20 protein-coding genes are annotated in these 20250 nt (G+C 48.0%); 13 read left to right on the forward strand and 7 right to left on the reverse strand.

All coding sequences use genetic code 11. From position 1 onward, the window contains the following. Positions 1-13: 13 nt before the first annotated feature. Positions 14-2788 (reverse strand): choice-of-anchor B family protein, encoded by a 2775-nt coding sequence (locus AC27G9_RS08340; RefSeq protein ID WP_487072988.1) that lies wholly within the window; start codon positions 2786-2788, stop codon positions 14-16. Between the two features lie 101 nt (positions 2789-2889). Between AC27G9_RS08340 and AC27G9_RS08345 the strand changes: the two genes are divergently transcribed. From AC27G9_RS08345 to AC27G9_RS08355, 3 genes are all read left to right on the forward strand, one after another. Further along, entirely contained in the window at positions 2890-3681 is a 792-nt protein-coding gene (locus tag AC27G9_RS08345; protein WP_487072990.1) for an MbnP family copper-binding protein, read from the forward strand. After that, positions 3681-4784, forward strand: a complete 1104-nt coding sequence (locus AC27G9_RS08350; protein ID WP_487072992.1) for an MbnH family di-heme enzyme — start codon at positions 3681-3683, stop codon at positions 4782-4784. The genes AC27G9_RS08345 and AC27G9_RS08350 overlap by 1 nt, the downstream gene beginning before the upstream one ends. Before the next feature lie 82 nt (positions 4785-4866). Beyond that, positions 4867-5196: a hypothetical protein gene (locus AC27G9_RS08355; RefSeq protein WP_487072994.1), complete on the forward strand. Its 330-nt coding sequence runs from the start codon at positions 4867-4869 to the stop codon at positions 5194-5196. 22 nt (positions 5197-5218) lie between these two features. Here AC27G9_RS08355 and AC27G9_RS08360 read toward each other — a convergent pair whose 3' ends face one another. Continuing rightward, on the reverse strand, positions 5219-5878 hold the full coding sequence (locus AC27G9_RS08360) for a hypothetical protein (RefSeq protein WP_487072996.1): 660 nt from the start codon (positions 5876-5878) through the stop codon (positions 5219-5221). A gap of 324 nt (positions 5879-6202) precedes the next feature. On the opposite strand from AC27G9_RS08360, the gene AC27G9_RS08365 reads away from it, so the two are divergent. The 10 genes from AC27G9_RS08365 to AC27G9_RS08410 all read left to right on the forward strand — a co-directional run bounded on the left by AC27G9_RS08365 (position 6203) and on the right by AC27G9_RS08410 (position 13908). Then, entirely contained in the window at positions 6203-6538 is a 336-nt protein-coding gene (locus AC27G9_RS08365) for a DUF3718 domain-containing protein (RefSeq protein WP_487072998.1), read from the forward strand. A gap of 13 nt (positions 6539-6551) precedes the next feature. Continuing rightward, positions 6552-7460, forward strand: a complete 909-nt coding sequence (locus AC27G9_RS08370; RefSeq protein WP_487073000.1) for a LytR/AlgR family response regulator transcription factor — start codon at positions 6552-6554, stop codon at positions 7458-7460. 89 nt (positions 7461-7549) lie between these two features. Continuing rightward, the gene (locus AC27G9_RS08375; protein ID WP_487073002.1) at positions 7550-7906 is read left to right on the forward strand and encodes a CidA/LrgA family protein; all 357 of its coding nucleotides are present in this window, start codon (positions 7550-7552) and stop codon (positions 7904-7906) included. Next, complete coding sequence (locus AC27G9_RS08380) at positions 7903-8643, forward strand: LrgB family protein (RefSeq protein ID WP_487073004.1); 741 nt, start codon at positions 7903-7905, stop codon at positions 8641-8643. Before AC27G9_RS08375 ends, AC27G9_RS08380 begins: the two co-directional genes overlap by 4 nt. 182 nt (positions 8644-8825) lie before the next feature. Then, positions 8826-9821 carry a response regulator gene (locus tag AC27G9_RS08385; RefSeq protein ID WP_487073006.1) on the forward strand — a complete coding sequence of 332 codons (996 nt, stop codon included), beginning with the start codon at positions 8826-8828 and terminating at the stop codon, positions 9819-9821. After that, entirely contained in the window at positions 9821-10318 is a 498-nt protein-coding gene (locus AC27G9_RS08390; RefSeq protein WP_487073008.1) for a PAS domain-containing protein, read from the forward strand. Before AC27G9_RS08385 ends, AC27G9_RS08390 begins: the two co-directional genes overlap by 1 nt. Before the next feature lie 208 nt (positions 10319-10526). Next, on the forward strand, positions 10527-12197 hold the full coding sequence (locus AC27G9_RS08395) for an Lcl C-terminal domain-containing protein (RefSeq protein ID WP_487073010.1): 1671 nt from the start codon (positions 10527-10529) through the stop codon (positions 12195-12197). Between the two features lies 1 nt (position 12198). Then, positions 12199-12714: an Lcl C-terminal domain-containing protein gene (locus AC27G9_RS08400; RefSeq protein WP_487073012.1), complete on the forward strand. Its 516-nt coding sequence runs from the start codon at positions 12199-12201 to the stop codon at positions 12712-12714. Positions 12715-12947: 233 nt separating this feature from the next. Beyond that, positions 12948-13736 carry a YggN family protein gene (locus AC27G9_RS08405; protein WP_487073014.1) on the forward strand — a complete coding sequence of 263 codons (789 nt, stop codon included), beginning with the start codon at positions 12948-12950 and terminating at the stop codon, positions 13734-13736. A 31-nt stretch (positions 13737-13767) separates the two neighbouring features. Further along, complete coding sequence (locus tag AC27G9_RS08410; RefSeq protein WP_487073016.1) at positions 13768-13908, forward strand: hypothetical protein; 141 nt, start codon at positions 13768-13770, stop codon at positions 13906-13908. Positions 13909-13959: 51 nt separating this feature from the next. Here AC27G9_RS08410 and AC27G9_RS08415 read toward each other — a convergent pair whose 3' ends face one another. From AC27G9_RS08415 to AC27G9_RS08435, 5 genes are all read right to left on the reverse strand, one after another. Next, complete coding sequence (locus AC27G9_RS08415; RefSeq protein ID WP_487073018.1) at positions 13960-15882, reverse strand: alpha/beta hydrolase family protein; 1923 nt, start codon at positions 15880-15882, stop codon at positions 13960-13962. Positions 15883-16000: 118 nt separating this feature from the next. Beyond that, positions 16001-17140: a radical SAM family heme chaperone HemW gene (gene hemW / locus AC27G9_RS08420; protein ID WP_487073020.1), complete on the reverse strand. Its 1140-nt coding sequence runs from the start codon at positions 17138-17140 to the stop codon at positions 16001-16003. Beyond that, a complete protein-coding gene (locus AC27G9_RS08425) occupies positions 17133-17735 on the reverse strand; it encodes an XTP/dITP diphosphatase (protein WP_487073022.1) in 603 nt (200 codons plus the stop codon). The genes hemW and AC27G9_RS08425 overlap by 8 nt, the downstream gene beginning before the upstream one ends. A 29-nt stretch (positions 17736-17764) precedes the next feature. Beyond that, complete coding sequence (gene srmB / locus AC27G9_RS08430) at positions 17765-18979, reverse strand: ATP-dependent RNA helicase SrmB (RefSeq protein ID WP_487073024.1); 1215 nt, start codon at positions 18977-18979, stop codon at positions 17765-17767. Positions 18980-19036: 57 nt separating this feature from the next. Next, positions 19037-20161, reverse strand: coding sequence for a tRNA nucleotidyltransferase/poly(A) polymerase-related protein (locus AC27G9_RS08435; protein WP_487073026.1), 1125 nt, complete (start codon positions 20159-20161; stop codon positions 19037-19039). Positions 20162-20250 lie beyond the last annotated feature (89 nt).

The raw sequence follows: 20250 nt of genomic DNA on the forward strand, positions 1-20250 counted from the left end.
GCGATTTCTTCGCCTATTTCAGTTTTTTGTTGAATCGGCGAACACCTACCATGGCAGCCATCAACAACAATCCAAGTGGGGTTGTACTACCACCACCGCCAGAACCACTTGTTGCAGGTGGTGTTGGCTCTGGTGTTGGAGTGGGAGCCGGTGTTGGTGTTGGCGCAGGTGCAGGATCTGCTATTACTGTCACAGTGACACTGTCAGAGGTATCCACACCGAAATCGTCGGTAGCGGTCAACGTAAATGTCAGCGTAGCGGCCTCATCGGGGGCTGTAAAAGACGGGGTTAAACCACTAGCGTCACTCAGCACAACCGTAGGCCCTTCGGTTTGTTCCCAACTTGTCGAAATAGGTTGAGATTCAGGATCGGATGCGCTGCCCGTTAGGGTCACACTCGCGCGAGTATTAACCTCAGTATCGTTACCCGCATTAGCTACAGGTGCTTCATTCGACTCGTCGTCGCGAATTGAAATAGCTAGCGTACTTTGCTCACCAATCAGATTGGCGTCATCTGCAGATAGCATCACAGATAGGCTCTCAAGTGATTCTGTTTCACTGTCATCTGTTATCGCTAGTTCAATCGCTTTCGTACCTCCTTCACCGTCAGCCCACGTGATCTGGCCACTAGCCGCGGTAACGTCAACACCAGCTTCTGCAGTATCAGAAACCAACTGGTAATTGATTGTCAGCGCTGATTGTCTGCCGCCTGAGCGAATGGCTTCTAACATTACCGTGCCGTCGGTTTCTTTTACCGTCACGTCTGTGGTTGTAAAGCCCACAGTGCCTGCGTTGATCAAGTTGCCAGGTATAGTGACTGAAGCAAAGGTTTGGCCATTTTGTAATGATGCTCCGTTGGGGTTTACCAAGGTTACAAACAGCTGCTCTGTTGGCTCTTCTACGCCGTCATCAGTAATCGTAAACGTAACGGTTTTGTTTGCCGTTTCGTTTTGCGCCCAGCTCAAGGTGCCGCTTTGTGCGCCGCTATCATTTTGGGACGTGTTGCCGTACACAATCTGATAGTCCACAGTAAACGCATCGGTACCCGTGCGAGAGAATTCAAAGGTTGCCTGCTGCCCTTCGTCTAGCGTCTGGTCAGCAGAGACAATACCAACGGTGTTGGCTTCTGCAGTCTTAGTGTTGTCTTGTAAAACGAACAGTCCACCTTGGATGTCGCTAACTAGAATATTGCCGCTGGGTAGGAAAGGGTAAACGCCCCATGCACCGTTGAACCCTGCGGTATCAGAGAACGGGTAAGTATCAAAGAATCCGGCTTCTGTTGGGTTGGTTGGGTCACTAATATCGAGGATCGTCAAACCACGGGTGTAGTTAGACATATAGTAGCGGTCGCCACGAGCAAAACCATTGTGGTCAATCGCTTTGGTTGGCCCATTCCATGTGGCAACAAGCTCTGGCGCGGTTAGGTCAGAAATATCAAACACCAACACCCGAGTATTCAACCCAAGGCGAGATTCATCCAATTCATCGTGCAGTATGACGTACTGTTTATCTTCGCTCCACCAACCGCTGTGAGTGTACTCAGCGTTAGCATAAGACGTTTCTGATAGCTCAGTCACTTCCGTTGGCATTGTGTGATCCCACAAACGCAACGTGCCTTCATTGAAGTCCAACATAACCGTACAGGTGCCCTGATTTTCGAAAGCGCAATCACTGGCCACGCGGGCGTCGTCGATCATAACTGACGAGGCGTCATGGCTGTAATCTGCTCCGGCTAAATTGCGAGGCACATAGCTTGGTTGTGGCGTGCTTGGGTTTGCGAGTGAATAGCTGCGAATCGCACCGCCAAAATTGTTGGAGCCCATGATGTGGATCTGTGCGTCTATTGTGGGGTGCGCGTCAATATTGAGACCGTAGTCAACATTTGAAATGTAGATGTTGTGCGCGCGAACATCATCGGTTTGACGGCCCAAAATACTGATGCCGTTTTCCAAGTCATTTAAGTCGATAACGGTGAGTCTGTCTGATGCACTGTCAGCAGTGACATAGGCATACGCCCGCCACGTGCCAAAAACGCTGTCAAAGTATTGGTAAACCTTGATATCTCGCCAAGTTGTATTTTGGCCTGAGACTGAGCCTACATTCGCTGGATTTTCAGGGTCGCTAACATCGATCACGGCAACGCCGTTGTTCATACCAATAATGGCGTACTCTTTTTGCGTATTAAGGTCGATGTGGCCCCAAATATCGTTTGCCGCATTTGGGTTACCCGGTAGTTGAGAAAGAGGAACGTGGCTGAGTAACGAAACACCGCTGCACGAGAAGCTATCCGCCATACCGTCAACGCATTCTGTCGCCGGTTGGGCTTGATTGATGGCGGCTACGTCTTCGAGTCGCTTGGCGACGACTTCAGACAGTTGGCCCGCTTTGCCATCGCGAATGACGTCGAAGCCACTTTTCGCAACCGAGTCGACGTATTCTTTGGGTACACCCAAGACTAAGGTTCTGTGTTTGTTGGGGTTCTGCTCTTGGTAGTGGTCTACGCGAGAATATCCGCCTTTAACTGGCACTAAATCGCCAATCAAGTAAAACAAGTCTTCTTCGTTGGCCAATGCATATTGGCCCTCGGCTAGCAAGACTTTGTCGCCTTTGTTCGCCTGCCTTGCTGCATACGCTAGGGTTTTACACGGGCGAAAACGGTTTTCACATTTGCCCGAATCCACGCCATCCGTTGCGACAAATCTCGCTTTGTCGTGTTCACTATGTGCAAATACATTGGCGCTAGTAAGAGCCCCAATAGTCAGCAAGAGTTGTACACCAAGCTTTCTCATTGTTATCCTCCCATGGATTGGGTTTCTGTCATTGTTTTGTCTATAAAAATTGACGACAAATGTTCATGCAAAGACGGACAAAATATCAGAAGGAAGGTGTGATGACGACATCAAACACAAAATTTAAGCGTTTCGGTGTGTTGTTTTTTGTACTATTTAGCGTACAGAGCTGCTCGCAATATGCTCAGGAAGCGACAGAAAATAAGGGCTACACCATCCCAGTTAGCCTAAAAGGCGCGCTGCAGGACAATTGTCCAATACTACTAGAGCAAGACAACCTTTGGACTTTCGACGCTGCCAGTTTTTATCTGTCAGAACCCAAGATTAAAATCGCAGGGCAGTGGCAAAGTACTGAGTTTGTCGCGTCTGCATGGCAAACTGAACAAACTGCGCTTGTGCGTTTTAACGGTGGCTGCGACGGTGCTGGTAATGCAAACTTGATTCTGAACACGCAAGAATCCGCGGCAGATATTACTGGGTTTAGTGCCACGGTTGCTGTTCCTTTTGAACAAAATCATGCAAACCCCCTCACCTTGGCTTCACCACTGAACGACGCTTCGATGTTGTGGTCTTGGCAGGTTGGGCACAAGTTTATTCGCATTGACATGCATCGTGCTGATTCTGACAAACAGTGGTGGATTCACCTGGGCAGTGTAGGGTGTACATCTGCATCGGAGGTGCGAAGCCCAACCGAAGCCTGTACCTATCCGAATCATTATCAAGTCAAAGTGGAAAAAGCGCAGCTCCAAAACGAAGGTATCGTATTAGACTTAACAGCACTTATTGAAGGGATTGATATTGACGCTGAACCAGGGTGTGATTTTCAAGCCCCAACACTACCGAGTTGTAATAAGTTAACGGCAAATATGGCAACTGGCACTTGGGCTTATTAATGCCTTTACGACATCTATTAGTCGCCGGTTTGGCAATCTGTATGCTGGGAGCGTGTTCTAAGGCGCCAACACCTTATCAGTGGGCGCTGCCCAAGGGGATCCCAGAGCCGATCGTACCTGCTGATAATCCCATGACGGTTGAGGGCGTGGCTCTAGGCGAAACACTCTTTTTCGATGCGCAGCTCAGCGGCAATGGCACGCAATCATGTGCCTCGTGTCATGATCCGTCTCGCGCATTCAGCGATCCTAGGTCGTTTTCTGTAGGTTCTACAGGAGAGCTGACTAAACGTCATAGTATGGCGCTCGTGAATGTAGCCTATAATACTAGCTTTACATGGGCACACAGCGGGTTGACGAGTATAGAGCAACAATTGCTGATCCCATTGTTTGGAGAAGCACCAATTGAAATGGGCGCGAGGCTCGATGACATTGAATTATCAAATCGATTGAATACCAAAGCCTATCGCGCACAATTCAAAGCGGCATTTGGTGATGCTACACCTACCTGGGACCGAGTTGTAAAGGCGCTATCTTCCTATGTGCGAAGCCTTGTGTCCTTCGACTCTCCGTTCGACCGCTATGCGTATCAGGGTGAAGACAATGCCTTATCAGAGCAGGCTATCGACGGTCTCAACCTGTTCTTTTCTGAGCGCATGGAGTGCTTTCATTGTCACGGCGGACTTAACTTTACCCAATCGAGTAAACACGAAAACCAGCAAATCACGCTCACCCCGTTTCACCACACAGGATTAGTGGATGATGACGCTGGTGATTTAGGCCTGTATGAGTTCACGTTAAAACAAGAAGACAAGGGGCATTTCAGAGCACCTACGCTACGCAATATTGCGCTAACTGCGCCATACATGCACGATGGCAGTATCAATACTTTGGCAGATGTCATTGATTTTTACGCCGCTGGCGGGCGGGCACAGGCAGCAAACCATCCGCGAAAAAGCCCATTTGTACCAGGGTTTAACATCACGGAAGAAGAAAAGCAGGCGCTTGTCGCCTTTTTGCAAAGTTTAACGGGTGAAGCGTTCGAAAAGTCGTCGACTAACAAAGTGTTGATCACAAATTCAACAGGCCAAGAAACCAGCAAATAGCCGTTATATCTGCGTGCAACTCGTGGATTTCTCTGCTATCTTCTGAACGATTGACCATCTTTTGAGTATGTGTGGAGAGAAGATGACGGAAAAACCGTTTTTGGTAAGCGGCCGAAATACCATAATTCATAAAGTGCGTAAGTACGATCTGCTCGTCGTTAATGGTGACGAAAACCCGCCGATCCTAGTTACGTATAAAGGCATAAAAAGTTACGAAGGGAAAATCCCCGAGAACAAACGTGAGGCGAAAATGATGGAGCTTGAGCTTGTCGACGTAACCTCAAGTGAAGTCTTCAGTGATGAGAAGACCTTGCTGTTTATTCAAACCTTAAATGGTAAAGAATATAAAATCGATTACAGCAAAATCGGTACAGCTATGTTCATCAAAATTCACCAAGACAGCATTTTTTAATTGTTGTCCCCTTGGTAGCAAACTATTTAATAAAGCCCCAGTTGTCAGGATTCAGCGAATTAAATCCATCGATTGGGGTTTCATCTCCCTTAACCTGCACATAACGTTTATCAAAGATAGAAAACTGGCATATATCACGTGGAGTCACTTCTGCGGCGTTTACTTTACCTACGACGCCAGCGACTTCCAGGCCTTGTGCGATAAGTTCTGAACAAAACCACCGTTTTTCACACTGTTCGTTGTACGACAAACCGCCCAACCACGGCCAATCGTCTGAAAAGTCGACCGCAGCACCAAACAACTGAGCGATGTCGTATTTCTTACCTTTTTGATCGAACATGAACTTAATAAAACGCTGTCGGTTCTCTTCGAGTTGTTGCCTTGCGTCACTGTGCAGTGGCAACCACCAGACATCACCGTCGTATGAAGTAATACGTTCTATTGCGGAATTCGTCATCACGCCTTTTCGTTCTTTATAGTGCGTGGCTTCAATCAGCAAATGGAATGGGCCCGCTGATCCCGTGCGATGAACATCTACGTGCAGCACCATAGCGACATGAGTTACCGCAGATTGCGTGGTCAACTTGGTCCATTTTGAAAAGGGGCTGGTTCCACCGAATGCAAAAATATCGCCCGGTTGTACTTGGTCGTGAATGTGTTCGTACTTTTCGTAGGTATGCATCTTTGTCTGTCCCTGTCGCCACCTGCTTACGCGCCTCAAAAGTCGAATCTGAGGCGTATTTTATGTTTAAAAGGCAGGTACCTTTCTAACCGCCGATTTGGTGAATGTTACAAAGTGTATTCACCTCGCGATAAATGGCGACATTATCCGTTCGCTTGTCGGCATTTATAGCGCTTTTATCGCAACATCTCAAATCAATGCCATTTACCGAGATGCGCTTTAATTCTTGCCCAGTGAAGCTAACTTAAAGTCAACCAGCGGGCTTGATGATGATGTTCAGCTTGGCAGGTACCACAGCATTGAAGAACATTGAGGACAGTAAAAATGAATTTAGTTAAATCAGTAAGCAAAACACTCGTTGTTACCGCCGTAGCAGCCGCTACATTGTTTTCTGTATCGTCTCAAGCCGAGCAAAAGTTTGACCCCATTCTGGAGCGCAAACTGGTGAAAATTTGTGAGGCGATTCGCGATGACGACCGCGGTGCATTGCGCAAAGCCGTTCGCAACATTCACGTTAGCTATCGCGACCTAGAAAAAGGCTTAGTATGCAACGGCGACGACATGATGACGTTTGCAGCCAAGCACAATTCACAAGTCGTGGGGCAGTATATTGCGCGCCGCACAGGCGTGAGCGAAAGCACATTAACTGCTAAGCGTTAAGAGAATGATCAACATGATGAAAAGGCAAGAATCCCTCCTGGGCTTTAGGCTGCCTGGCAAAAAGGCAGCCGCTTTTTCTACCCGTTCGATAGTTGGTGGCGAGCCAAGCCAAAATGACACTCAGGATAGCCCCGATTTGGTTGCGCTTGTGCTCCACCGCTCTCAATGGTTGGAATCAGAAATAGAGCAAACCCTATTGCAAACTGAGGCGTGTCGTTACGTCTACAAGTGCCGAGATAAAACCGATTTGTATGCGGCAGTGTCTATTTATCCAAACGCGGTATTGTTGTTGGATTATTATTGGGTAAATCAACTCGCTGACCAGACCTTAGCGCAAACCAAATTTGTGGTGACAGGCACGTCGAATCAAGAAGCCCTTCATGCATTTCAGTTAAACGCGAATGGCTTTCTCACTATACCCCTCGAGGCTGAACAGCTTTCAAGATGTATGCGCCGCTTATACCAAGAAACCCAAATTGAGATGGAACGCGCACAGGCAAAACGTCTAAAAGCGGGATTAACCGAGCAACTTGGTGTATGTGAAAGCACACTTGAAGCGAAAATATCCGCTCAGCAAGAATCGCCAGAGCACGATGCGATTAGCCTTCATACTGGCAAAGAGTGGTGTTACCTTCGGCAAAGTGAAATCAAATGGATTGAGGCTGCAGGCGATTACATGTGCGTCAATACCAATGATGAGACGCTGGTGGTTAGGTCAACCTTAACTGACTTACTCAAACGCTTAGAATTCGGCCAGTTTAATCGTGTTAACCGCAGTGTCGTGGTGAACATGGACCGTATTACTCATTGTGAGGATGAAGGCGGCGTTCGGCATTTTGCCGTGGTGGATGATGGCACGCGCCTCAAAATTAGTCGTCGATATTACGCCGCTTATTGGCGAGGCTATTCTCGTTCGGCGTGAAACGGTGGTACTACACTTTTAGTCTTACAAAACTGGTAGCTAACCATAGGCTTAGGTAACATGTTGTTTTTTAACAATGACCTCTAGCTATGAAATCCTATTTAGTCGGTTGGTTACTGTTGTTGGTATGTTATTTCGTCGGCAACGTATTAACACTGGTATTTTCTCTTCCTATTCCCGGCGTATTGGTTGGGCTCGTTCTTCTTTTGAGCTTACTTCTGCTTCGTCAAAGGCCGCCTACCGCGTTGGCCAAAAGTGCCCAACCCCTGCTTAAACACATGTCTGTGTTATTTGTACCTGCAACCTTAGGCGTAATTCTCTATTGGCCATTAATCCGTGACAATTGGTTGCCACTACTATTGGCAATAGTTGGCTCCACTTTATTGAGCCTGGCCATTGTCGCTAAGGTGAATAGCCTGGTATTGCGCAAGAGGAAAGCGTCATGAACCCAATGGAGGCAATACAGTTAGTAATGCAAGACGCGGTTTGGGCAGTGACCTCATTTATGTCCCTTGGTACTTTTATATGGATAGCGGGGACGTTAGTGATTTACCAGCTCGCATTACTACTCTATCAACGGGCAGGTGGTACACCGCTATTGCATCCACTCATATTGACTACCGCTGGCGTAGGGCTAGTCATTGTGGCCACCGGAAATGGTGTTGAGCAATATCAACTCGACGCGAGGGCGCTGCATTGGCTATTAGGCCCAGCAACAGTCGCGCTAGCTTTGCCCTTGTACAACAACTGGCAACACGTCAAGCAACAGGGCTGGCGTTTGCTTGTTGCCGTGGGGGTAGGGGGTGTTGTCGCCCCGTTGCTCGCGTGGTTGTCTATTGCCGCCTTTGACCCACCAACGAGTTTAACCATGACCATGCTTGCCAAGTCGATAACAACACCTTTTGCGATGGAAACGGTAGCGCAAATTGAAGGTGTGCCCGCGCTTGTCGCCGTATTTGTGATAACAACAGGCATAGTCGGGGCGGTCGCGTGTGACATCGTATTTCGGTTGTTGAATGTCAGTGATGCCGAGGCACAAGGTTTGGCATTGGGCACCGTCGCTCATGCCGTTGGTACCGCGAAAGCCATTCAAATGAATGAAACGACAGCGGCCATGGCAACAGTCGGTTTATGCATTAACGGTATCATGACTGCGATTATTCTGCCGATAACCTTTGGGTGAGGAAAATATTGTGCATTTAAAATGCAATTCTGTGTTTTCCGGGCAGTATTAGTGGACATTTAACACAGAGATGCTATCTCTTAGACATAACACTTTTTGTTGCTTGTATTTAGCCGTTGTCAGGGATGGGCTTCAAAGGTTAGTGACAAGTGCGATTTATAAACGGACGGTAATTACCTTTCATGTTTTCAGTCTTAGTCTGTGACGACTCTCTCGTCGCCCGTAAGCAAGTGGCAAAATGTTTGCCACAAGATTGGCCTGTATCAGTGCATTTCGCGAAACACGGTGAAGAAGCGGTAGCGTTGCTCAAAGAAGGGAAGGGGCAATTACTGCTACTCGACCTCAATATGCCTGTCATGGATGGCTATCAAACGCTGGAAGCCATTCAGCAGCAGGGCCTCAACACGAAAGTCATTGTCATCTCTGGCGACATTCAACCGGCTGCACATGAGAGAGTGACCAAGCTCGGCGCACTGGATTTCATCCGCAAACCGGTAAATCCCGAGACCTTGCATCAAACCTTGGTGAAGCACAATGTGATGGCCGAGGAAGAAGAGATTAAAGAAGAGCTAGAAGCCCTCGATCCGGATGTGAGAGATTGCTATCAAGAAATTACAAACATTGCGATGGGGCAAGCGGGCGATCACTTAGCGCGAATCCTCAATGTCTTCGTGGAACTGCCCATTCCGAATGTCAATTTGATTGAAGTGTCTGAACTGCACATGATGCTGTCAGACATTGAAACCCACGAGAGAGTTACCGCTGTCTGCCAAGGTTTTCTGGGGCCCGGTGTGCGTGGTGAGGCCTTGTGTATATTGAGTGACTCTAGTTTTCAGGACGTGGCTAAAATCCTCGATATTAAAGGTGAAGTCGACGACCAAATTCAACTTGAAGTATTGATGGACGCGGCGAGCATTTTGATTGGTACGTGCCTGAGTGGCTTGGCGAATCAAATGGATCTGAAGTTCAGCCAAGGGCACCCGATTGTCTTGGGACAACACCGCAATATCAATGAAATCATTGAAATGAACAAGATAAAATGGCGACGCACATTGGCGATTGAATTGAGTTATGGCCTTGAAGGTTACAATGTGCATTGTGACCTGATTTTGCTGTTTACCGAAGATTCCATGGATACCATGAACAAGAAGTTGGCTCATCTATTGGAGGACGAATAATGACAGACGATAGTTTGCAAGAGTTACAAGAATTCCATTGGATGATGGACATGCTTCAAACTGTTGATGTTGGCATTGTCGTGTTGAGCCGTGATTTTACCGTTAAAGTGTGGAATGGTTTCATGGAAAGTCACAGTGGTTTGTTGCCCAGTGATGTGCGCGACAAATCTATTTTCGATCTGTTCCCGAGTATTGAACGCAAGTGGTTTGAGCAAAAGGCTCACCCTGTTTTTGAATTGAAAACGCGAGCGTTTATGACCTGGGAACAGCGCCCCTACTTATTGCAGTTTCCAAACTATCGTCCGATAACGGGCAGCGAACAATACATGTACCAAAACATCACGCTTTCGCCACTGGTTTCGGCCACTGGCACGGTGGATAACATCAGCATGATGATTTATGACGTGACAGACATTGCATTGGGTAAAAAGCAACTAGAAGCGCTTCAAGTTCTGCGCAGTGAAGAACAAGAACGCTACGCTAAACGCGCTCAGTAACAGTGGTCTTTCAACAAGCGATTGTGGTGCACCGCAAGTCAAAGGCGCACCTACCTCCTATATATCACGATTCCTCTTTACCATGCATTCAGTGTGGCAAGCTGCTTGCTTAGCTATTTAGTATCTATAACATTTTCGTTTCGCAAATTGGGTGTTTATGAATGCAGTGACCCTCACAAAGCATAGTTGTTACGTTCGCAAGTGGTTGATGATGAGCGTGATCTTGGTTGTTTCCACACTCGTCGGTTGTGGCGGTGGCTCAGGTGGTGATGACGGCTCAAGTGCTAACCTTTTGGTAAATGCAGGGGCTGATAGAACGGTCACAGAACAAACTTCAGTCACTGTAAGCGGGCAAACCAATAGCGCCGAGGCGCTTACATACCGTTGGTCGTCCACTCCCGTGTTAACGATTACCCATGAAGACACCTCGGTATCGACAGCATCGTTTACCGCCCCCGCAGTGACAAGTGATACTGTGTATACCCTAACACTGACCGCGAATGATGGTAATGGCAATAGCGCTTCAGACAGCGTTGATATCACGGTCGTTGCAGACAATGCATTACCAGTGGCGGTGATCACTGTACCTAGTTGGCCAGATCTCGACGCCAATACCTTTCCTGCTGGCGCAGAAATCACCCTCGATGGCTCGAGTAGTTCTGACGCCGACGCCCAGGATAGCAACCAACCCATCACTGCTTGGCAATGGCAACAAGTTGCCGGAGCGGATGTATTGATTGGGGCAACAACTGACCAGCCGACACTGACGATTACAACGCCCTCAGGCGAGCAAAGAAACACCTTAACGCTATCGTTAACGGTAACAGATGGCGAAGGCGCAACGGCATCGTCTGAAGCGAGCCTTACCATCTTGAGCACTTCTGAGACTTTGCCAACAGTGAATGCCGGTACAAACCAAGGTGTGTTTGGCGGTGAGATAATTGTGCTTGAAGGCGCGGCGTCATCGACCGTCGCATCGGCAAACCCTCTGACCCTAGAATGGTCTAGCAGTGGGCTGAATAGTGTGGTGATAGACGATGCAGATAGCGTTGCAACATTTGCTGTTGCGCCTTCTGTGGATACCGATACCACTGTCACGTTCACGCTGCAAGCAACCGATGCCAATAACAATACAGTTCAAGACAGCATCTCAGTGCAAGTGTTTGCTAAGCCGATTCCATTGCTCAACGATACCGGTGTGTTAGTGCAAGGTACCGAAAACAGCATCGAATCGTCGCAACAAAACGCGTATCCCGGACAGGATGGTCAGTTGGGGCAAGACAGGATTGACGCCCAGGGCGAGTTAGAAAAAGCAGGGCGTGGCGACGCTGGTTTTGACTTTACCTTCCTAAACAGCAACGGCGATGAAGTTGACGATGCGTCTGTAACGGGCTCATGCGTAAGAGACAATGTGACAGGCCTCGTGTGGGAAGTGAAAACCAACGATGGACATTTACACGATGGCAATGCGCTTTTCTCATGGTATTTGTCTGAAAATAATGGTGGTTTTGAAGGCAACCTCAATGGTGTTGATACCACGTGCGCATTGACCAGCTGCAATACCGAAGCCTTCATCAATGAGGTGAACACGCAAGGACTATGTGGCTTTTTCGATTGGCGCTTACCCACTCATGAAGAGCTGCTTTCTCTTGTCCATTTTGGTGTCACATCAACGGCTAGAATCGATATTGAATATTTTCCAGAAACGGGCGATTTGCTCAATGCGCCATTGTGGTATTGGACCTTGCAGCCGGGTGCTGATGGCGTACAAGGTGATGCAGCTCAAAATGCATGGGCCATCGATTTTGCCTCTGGCGTAGACAATTTCTTAAACAAGTCGTCAGCGGCGCGCATTCGATTAGTGAGAGCGGGGAGATAAAATGAAAAAGCATATTGTACTGGGTGTGATGGCTGGCCTATTTTCCTCGTCATTGTTAGCGCAAACCTGTTTGACTGGCGCTCCGGAAACATCACCGGAAGCGAATTTTGTGCAGATTGCCAGTGGTGAAGTGCTAGATAGCACGAGTAATCTGGTATGGCAGCGCTGTGCTCTGGGCCAGACCTTCAGTGGCGGCACTTGCTCGGGCGAGCCCAATCGTTATTCATGGCAAGAAGCCTTGGTCGCTGCTCAACAAGTTAATGACGCAGATGCACGTGGCTGGCGCGTCCCCAATATTAAGGAACTGGCAACGCTCACTGAGCGTCAATGTGTAAGGCCTGCCATTAATACAACTGCGTTCCCAGAAACGCCGTCTGACGATTTTTGGACGTCGACGCCATCTACAACTGATCCTGAGCGCGCTTGGGTCGTGGCATTTTTCAACAGCAGCCACTCTATTAAAGACAAAGACAGGTTCGTTTTTGTGCGATTGGTCAGAACGTACACTGAAGGGTAGCGCCTTAATCGAAAGAGGTATTTACAAGACGCTCGACAACAGGTTGAATAATAACATTGAGGTGCTGATGCTAATCATTATCATCAGCGAGAATGAGATTTTACCTGTGTGTAGGGCGTGACTAAATGCGATTCACTGGTAATGCGGTAGTTATCCGCATATTCACCCTGATTTTTAGCCAATTAATCCCATCACAGGTGCGAAGGACAAGGTTGTCATTCAGAATAACCAGTATGAAGATGAGATTAGCAATTCCTACATTTTTTGCCTTGTGCTCGACGTTGTTTTTGGCAGCGCCAAAAGCCTATGGTGAATTCACTTGCGATGTCGATTTGGCATACGGCATTGTCGTCAACAAGAAGCAGCTTCGGGTAATGAACGAATCCCGAACCTTGGTGCAAATCAATCACAAAAACCAACTCTTTGTCAGCGGAAAGCTCGTCGAGCTTGATGCCAAAGAACAGAAAATGTTAATCGAGTACGCCAGCGGTTTGCACTACGTTGTTCCCAAGATGATTGTGATTGCAACAGAAGGCGTAGACTTGGCGGCTGAGACGATCGAACACGTTTATTTGGGTTTGGTAGGTAGCGATCACGATAGCTACAAAAAGCTGCACGGTGCAATGAAACGCGTAAAAATGCGAGTGAAAGAAAAGTATCGTTACGCATCTGGCCATTACTTCATTGGTCCGGGGTCGCTAGAAAGCGTCGATGAGTTTGTCGACAGCGAAATCGAAGCACAGTTAGAAGAAGCGATCACAACGTCGGTCGGTGGCATTTTATCTGCTGTAGGCGGCGTTGATACGAATCGCGGTGATAACGACGACAAAGTTGCTGAGATTACCAGGCAACTTGAGGCCATGGGCGAGCAGCTCGAACGAGACGTGGCGCCACGTGCCAATACGCTGCGCAAAAAGGCAGAGTGGTTTTGCCGCAAGCTTGAGAAGTTAAACAAAACGGAAGAAGCGCTGCGTAAGTCGGTTCCTGAACTGGAGCCGTACAATATTATTACCGTCGATTAATGGGTGTTGTTTCCACAGCTAAGGAAGGGTTATGGGCTATAAAATTATCTATGGTGAAACCGTAGAAGCGTTAGAGGAAAACGTGAGTGTCTTTATCGCTGATGGTTGGCGGCCACAAGGTGGTGTTACTATCCATGCTGGTATCATTTACCAAGCGATGGTAAGGGATTAATCAGGCAACAGATACGAGAAGGGCTGGTGTGATACCAGCCCTTTTTCATTGTTACTTTAGGTGTTTTGTGATGAAGGCATCAATGGCTTTGAGCGCTTGTAATCGGTTTTTACCCGAACTCATGTAATGGTCACCCTCGTCTAGAGTAATAAACTCGGCGTCTTTATCCGCGTCTTTTAGTGCGTCATACATGTATTCTGATTGGTGCTCCGGTACGACTTCATCCCGTTCCCCATGAATCAAAAGAATTGGCACCTGCACTTTATCTACATGAGTGATTGGTGAAATCGCCGCTAAGTGATTGTTGTCAAACGTGCCATCCGCAATCACTTTTTGCCAGTATTCATAAACCCAGTGTCTAGCACTTCTCTCGCGTTTTTCGTCTTTCATCATTCTTTCGACATCCGCGACACCATTGATTGAGACGGCGCACTGGTATAAATCCGGTGTAAAAGTCGCGCCAGCGAGAGCAGCATATCCACCGTAACTTGCGCCAACGATACAGACCTTATTTTCGTCGACATAACCGGATTTCACCAAGGTTTTGAGGGCATCAGTCAGGTCATCTTGCATTTTGCGGCCCCATTCACCACGGCCTTTAGATTTGAACTCCCAGCCAAAACCATCTGAACCACGAAACTGCGGTTGAATAACCAAATAGCCGCGGCTAGCAAAATACTGCGCCAACCAATCAAAGCGAATCTTGTCATAAGATTCAGGCCCACCATGTGGCAGCATAATCGCAGGGAGATTTTTGACTTCTTCTACAAGGGGAACGGTAAGAAGCGTTGGAATCTTCAAGCCATCTCTTGCTTTGATTTCAATATTCAGTACTTGAGCGATTCGGTCGGTCGGCATATTACTGCGACTCGAGGTGATAAATTTTAGCCCACCGTCAGTGTAGAGGTAGTAATCCTTGGGGCTGTCTATACCATCAAGAGACAACAGAATGTGTTTCCAGTCGGACGAGAAATCTTCGATAGTAACGGAATAATCCGGTAACTGTTCAATTATGCCAGAGATGACAGTAGCGACAGACTTATCGAAAAAATCGTAACTGGGCCTGAACCCGCTATATCTGACGCCATAAACGATGCGATTGATGTCTTTAATGACATATTCGACACTTTTGTCTGGCTGGGCGAACAAGGGGCCAGTCACGCTGCCGTCTTGCAAAGACATCGTGTAGTAACCGACTCGATCATTGTTATAAGCAAGAAAAACTAACTCTTTACCCGTTTGCGTTACGCCGACGAAATTGCGTTTAGGTATGTTTGTTTTCTCCTCGAAAACGGTAACCCATTCATCGTCCACTCGCGCGTCAATACGATGCAAATCGTCTTCGTTGTTGAAACGTTCTCTGGCGATGGGTTGGTCGTTAAATACAAAGTAGTCGGTGGCATCTGCTGCGCCGCGGCCAATTTTACGTGGAATACGCTTGGCGTCCAGCCGTTTTTTCATGAGGGCAAAACTACCGGTATCGTACCAAGCTGGCATATACAAAAAGTTACCATCGTTCGAGCGGCCTACGACTCGCCCTAGTGCGGTTTGTCCCTCATAAATGCCTTCACCCGCTATCAATAACTGACGGACTTTGTTGTCTGCTATGCTGTAAGAAAAAGCGGCACTAACATCATGACGCCCCTTAAAACCCCATAGTTTTTTATTGTCAGAGGCGACAAGGATGACGTAGTCATCACTTGTAAAATAGGCGTAGTCTGGACGAATCTCACTAATACTTAGGCCACCAACCAGCGATTTCTTTTCTCGATCGTAAATGACAAACATGTCTTTGCCATCTCGGGTGACACGATAACCTAAACGCTGGCCACTGGGTGACACGGTCATCATGCTAGTATTGGGAAGTTCGCCAAAGACTTCTAGGGGAATAACCGCGTCCTGGGCTAGGCTCGATTTTGTCGCTAAGGTCAGCAACAAAACAAAAACGGATAGGCATAGAAAAATGGGTTTCATTGTTCGTCCATGAATAATAATTTGGGGCGGAATCATACCGGATCTTTGATTCAGTGCAAACTCACCAAAAGTCGCACTCCGACTTACTGTTGTGAGAAAACGTTGCGTTTTCGGCGAGCTAAACGAACTGAGAGAGCAGTGAATTGAGGTAGCGGCGGCCTTTATGGGTCACTTGCCAAAATTGATGGCTTTGGGTTAATAAGCCTTGATCTACCGACTTCTCGATTGCGTTGAGTACATCTTGATTGAGAATTTGGCCCGTGTAAGCTTCGTAATCCTCGATAGGGCAGGGTTCCACCAATCGCAACCGATTCATGAAAAACTCAAAGGGTATATCATCTTTTTCGACTTCTGAAACGGTATCTGTGTAGTCTCGAGTGAAATCCATGTATCCCCGTGGGTGCTTGACTTTGACTCTACGCTCAATGCGACCCATTTCAGCATGAGTAACTTTGCCGTGAGCACCACAACCAATTCCCAAGTAATCACCAAAACGCCAGTAATTGAGGTTGTGTTGGCACTGAAATCCGGTTTTACTGTAGCCGGAAATTTCATACTGTTGATAGCCTGCAGCCGTGAGGATGTCGTGTCCTTGCTCTTGAATCTCCCACAAAATGTCGTCGTCTGGCAGGGTAGGAGGCTTGGAATAAAACGGCGTGTTAGGCTCTATTGTCAGTTGATACCATGATAAGTGCTTGGGATTTTGCGCGATTGCGGTTTTTAAATCGGCTAATGCATTGTCTACAGACTGCTCTGGTAAACCATGCATTAAATCGATGTTGAAACTGTTTAACCCCGCTTCGTGAGCTTGAACGATAGCGCGGTTTGCTTGTTCACTGTCGTGAATTCGGCCCAGTACTTTTAAATGTTTGGGCTCGAAACTCTGAATACCTATCGAGATACGGTTAATGCCCGCTTCGACGTACCCTGCAAACCGGCCAGATTCTACAGTGCCCGGGTTGGCTTCTAAGGTAATTTCTGCGTTGCGGCTGAGATTGGCTCGGTCTTTCACGCCATTAATCAATGTGGCAATACTCTGAGCACTGAACAAACTTGGGGTGCCGCCACCAATAAAGATGCTGGTGATTTCTCTATCGCCAATATGGGCAACTTCCGCCGCCAAATCATCAAGCAAATGAGCAACATATGCCGCTTCGGGTAACTCGCTTTTTAGTCCGTGTGAGTTGAAATCACAGTAAGGACATTTTTGTACACACCAAGGGATGTGAATGTACAAAGCCAAAGGCGGATTAATCAAGGTGCGCTTCCATTTGCTGGAGTAATAGTTGCAAAGCATGGCCTCTGTGACTGACCGCATTTTTGTCTTGTTTACTCATTTGCGCCGCGCAAATATCGAGGGCAGGCACATAAAACACGGGGTCGTATCCAAAGCCGCCATCACCGTGCTTTTCCACGGCAATACTACCGTGCCATTCGCCTTGGCAAATCAATGGCGTGGGGTCATCGGCATGACGCATGTAAACCAATACACAGAGAAATCGAGCATGGCGCTGAGGTTCAGGAATAGACTCCATCGCCTCAAGTAATTTATCGATATTGTCGGCATCTGTCGCATTGGGGCCAGCATACCGCGCTGAATAGATACCCGGTGCACCGCCGAGTGCGGTAACGGCTAAACCCGAGTCATCGGCAATCGCTGGTAACCCAGTAACCTTTGCAGCATGCCTCGCTTTGATAATCGCATTCTCAACAAATGTTGTGCCTGTTTCGGGCACGCTAGGCACATTGAAGTCGGACTGTGGACGGATTGAAACGCCTAGTGGCGATAGCATGGATGAGAGTTCAGCGACCTTACCTTTATTGCCAGTGGCCAAGACTATTTCTTTGTTCATGGGGTGCTCGTTCCTGTCGCGTCGTACAATTACTTTTTCTTTGCCTTTTTGGCCGCTTTCTTTTTGCCTTTGGTTTTGGTTTTCTTCGCAGGCACTTTAGGGGCTTTGTGTTTCGGCCGTAAACCATCTATAACTCGAGGCTTCAGGGGCTCGCCCATGTATCGCGCTACCTTGCCAACCATCTCAATATCGTGGGCTTCGATGAGGCTTATTGCCGTGCCTTTTGCTCCCGCTCGGCCAGTACGGCCTATACGGTGTAAATGCACGTCAGCTTTTCTTGGCATGTCGAAATTGATGACATGACTCACGTTGGGGACGTCGATGCCTCTCGCCGCAACGTCAGTGGCCAATAGGATTGGCACATCACCAGATTTAAAACGTTCTAGCGCCGCAATACGCTTGTCTTGAGGCATTTCGCCTTGTAGCCAACAAACGGGAATAGACGCAGAAGCCAGTTGGTCTTTAAGTACTTGCAAACGCTCACGGGTTTTCACAAATACCACCGCACTGGTGATGTCGTTTTTCAAAATATGTGTCAGTAACGCCAGTTTGTGTTCATAGTTGTCCGCGAGGTGATACCACTGGTGGATCTTGTTTTTTTCCTTGCGAGACGGTGTGGCAGAGACCTCTTCTGGATTGGTGAGTATGTCTCGGGCAAACTGTCTTACACCTGCACTGTTTAAGGTGGCAGAGAACAACATGTTTTGTTTGCGCCAGCGCGCTTCAGCGGCAATCTGATTTACGATACTTGAGAAACCCATATCCAACATACGGTCGGCTTCGTCAAGGATAAGACATTCAATATCACGACAATCCGCAGCTTCTTGCTCGATGTGTTCGAGTAAGCGCCCAGGTGTCGCGATGAGAATATCCAAGTTTTTGCTCAGGGTTTCTTTGTCTGTACCGTAGTTGATACCGCCGGTAATTACACCACATACCAAATTGGTAAACTGAGTGATAGCTTGAGCTTGCTCAAACACTTGCAGTGCGAGCTCCCGCGTAGGCGTGAGAATAAGAATTCGCGTTGCACCCGGCTGCTGACGAGGAAAGTCCATCAAAAATTGACATGCAGGCAAAAGAAACGCCGCGGTTTTACCCGTACCCGTGGGGGCACTCGCCATGATGTCACGGCCTTCCATCGCAACGGGAATTACTTCGCTCTGGATGCTAGTTGGGCCGCTGAAACCCATTTCTGCAAGGCCACGACACAAGTCGTCGTCGAGTTCTAAGTCTGAAAAATTCATAGTCAATTCTGTTATTTGTTAGCTAATGAGGATTGTAGCAGTTGCGCGCTGATACACCTACGGATTTGCAATGACCTGCTCAAGACGCTGGTGTCGAATAGTCAACAATTGCTCTCGAATTTGCGGGCCTTTGAAGCCGTTCGCAATGATTTCTTGCACATCAACCTTCGCGGCGGCATCTGCGGCGCGCAGTATAGTCTGTTGGCGTTGCTGTGCAACCATTTCGTCAACTTCATCTTGCCAAATGGCGTCGAATACCTTGAGCAATTCGGGTAAAAACGCCGGTTTTCTCCAAACATCGATACCGTTGAAAAGCGTTAGCAGGCTGTCTGCACTCAAGTTTACCGAAAGCGACAATAGGTCTCGATATCGGCAAACGAGAGTCACCAAGTGGGCAACCTGATTAGGCACCGTCAGTGTCTTGCACATACTCTCTGCCGCTTCTGCCGATAAGCCCTGAGCGAGATAGGCCAGTCGCGACGCCGCGTCGGGCAACGTGGGGCAGTGGTTATCTAACCGATGGAGTACGCGTGAGAATGCTGCATCGTTATTAAGTGGCTTAAACCAATGCCCCATGGCATCGGATTGTTGTAACACCGTAAAGTAAACACTCGGCGACGATTCGGCCAGTGCACGCCGGGTTTCTTGCCAAACGCGCTGAGCACTGAGATTTTCCAACTCGCCACTGTGGGCAATACGTTGCATCAGTGCCACGGTGTCTGGCGCTATTTCAAAGCCCATATAAGCGTAACGGGCTGCAAATCGCGCGACTCTTAATACGCGTAAAGGGTCTTCTACAAAGGCATCTGAAACATGGCGCAAACACTTGTTTTTTAGGTCGGTTAAGCCGCCATACGGGTCAATGATCTCGCCATCGGCCGATTTCGCCATGGCGTTTATCGTGAGATCCCTGCGCAGTAAATCATCCTCTAATGTCACTGAAGGGTCGGCATCACATACAAAACCCGTATAACCGGTCCCCGATTTTCGCTCGGTGCGGGCGAGCGCATATTCGTCTTTGGTTTGGGGGTGAAGAAATACCGGAAAATCCTTGCCCACTTGACTGTAACCGAGGTTAAGCATGGTTTGTGCCGTCGTGCCCACAACGACCCAATCTCTCTCTGTTACGTTTCGGTCTAGGAGTTCATCTCTTACCGCACCTCCCACCAAGTAGACTTGCATTTTTACTTACCCTATTCGTTATTTGACACCACTAATTCAGCAAAGCAGTTTACCAGTTTTCCCTTTGTTGCAAAAACACTATACGACGC

It is taken from the genome of Alteromonas sp. 5NS40-0096 (genome assembly GCF_057544385.1).

Coding starts and splice junctions, on each gene's coding strand:
- AC27G9_RS08360 (WP_487072996.1), bottom strand. CDS start 5,878: ATGCATACCTACGAAAAGTACGAACACATTCACGACCAAGTACAACCG.
- AC27G9_RS08350 (WP_487072992.1), top strand. CDS start 3,681: ATGCCTTTACGACATCTATTAGTCGCCGGTTTGGCAATCTGTATGCTG.
- AC27G9_RS08435 (WP_487073026.1), bottom strand. CDS start 20,161: ATGCAAGTCTACTTGGTGGGAGGTGCGGTAAGAGATGAACTCCTAGAC.
- AC27G9_RS08425 (WP_487073022.1), bottom strand. CDS start 17,735: ATGAACAAAGAAATAGTCTTGGCCACTGGCAATAAAGGTAAGGTCGCT.
- srmB (WP_487073024.1), bottom strand. CDS start 18,979: ATGAATTTTTCAGACTTAGAACTCGACGACGACTTGTGTCGTGGCCTT.
- AC27G9_RS08380 (WP_487073004.1), top strand. CDS start 7,903: ATGAACCCAATGGAGGCAATACAGTTAGTAATGCAAGACGCGGTTTGG.
- AC27G9_RS08365 (WP_487072998.1), top strand. CDS start 6,203: ATGAATTTAGTTAAATCAGTAAGCAAAACACTCGTTGTTACCGCCGTA.
- AC27G9_RS08370 (WP_487073000.1), top strand. CDS start 6,552: ATGATGAAAAGGCAAGAATCCCTCCTGGGCTTTAGGCTGCCTGGCAAA.
- AC27G9_RS08345 (WP_487072990.1), top strand. CDS start 2,890: ATGACGACATCAAACACAAAATTTAAGCGTTTCGGTGTGTTGTTTTTT.
- AC27G9_RS08415 (WP_487073018.1), bottom strand. CDS start 15,882: ATGAAACCCATTTTTCTATGCCTATCCGTTTTTGTTTTGTTGCTGACC.
- AC27G9_RS08390 (WP_487073008.1), top strand. CDS start 9,821: ATGACAGACGATAGTTTGCAAGAGTTACAAGAATTCCATTGGATGATG.
- AC27G9_RS08385 (WP_487073006.1), top strand. CDS start 8,826: ATGTTTTCAGTCTTAGTCTGTGACGACTCTCTCGTCGCCCGTAAGCAA.
- AC27G9_RS08400 (WP_487073012.1), top strand. CDS start 12,199: ATGAAAAAGCATATTGTACTGGGTGTGATGGCTGGCCTATTTTCCTCG.
- AC27G9_RS08340 (WP_487072988.1), bottom strand. CDS start 2,788: ATGAGAAAGCTTGGTGTACAACTCTTGCTGACTATTGGGGCTCTTACT.
- AC27G9_RS08355 (WP_487072994.1), top strand. CDS start 4,867: ATGACGGAAAAACCGTTTTTGGTAAGCGGCCGAAATACCATAATTCAT.
- AC27G9_RS08405 (WP_487073014.1), top strand. CDS start 12,948: ATGAAGATGAGATTAGCAATTCCTACATTTTTTGCCTTGTGCTCGACG.
- AC27G9_RS08410 (WP_487073016.1), top strand. CDS start 13,768: ATGGGCTATAAAATTATCTATGGTGAAACCGTAGAAGCGTTAGAGGAA.
- AC27G9_RS08375 (WP_487073002.1), top strand. CDS start 7,550: ATGAAATCCTATTTAGTCGGTTGGTTACTGTTGTTGGTATGTTATTTC.
- AC27G9_RS08395 (WP_487073010.1), top strand. CDS start 10,527: ATGATGAGCGTGATCTTGGTTGTTTCCACACTCGTCGGTTGTGGCGGT.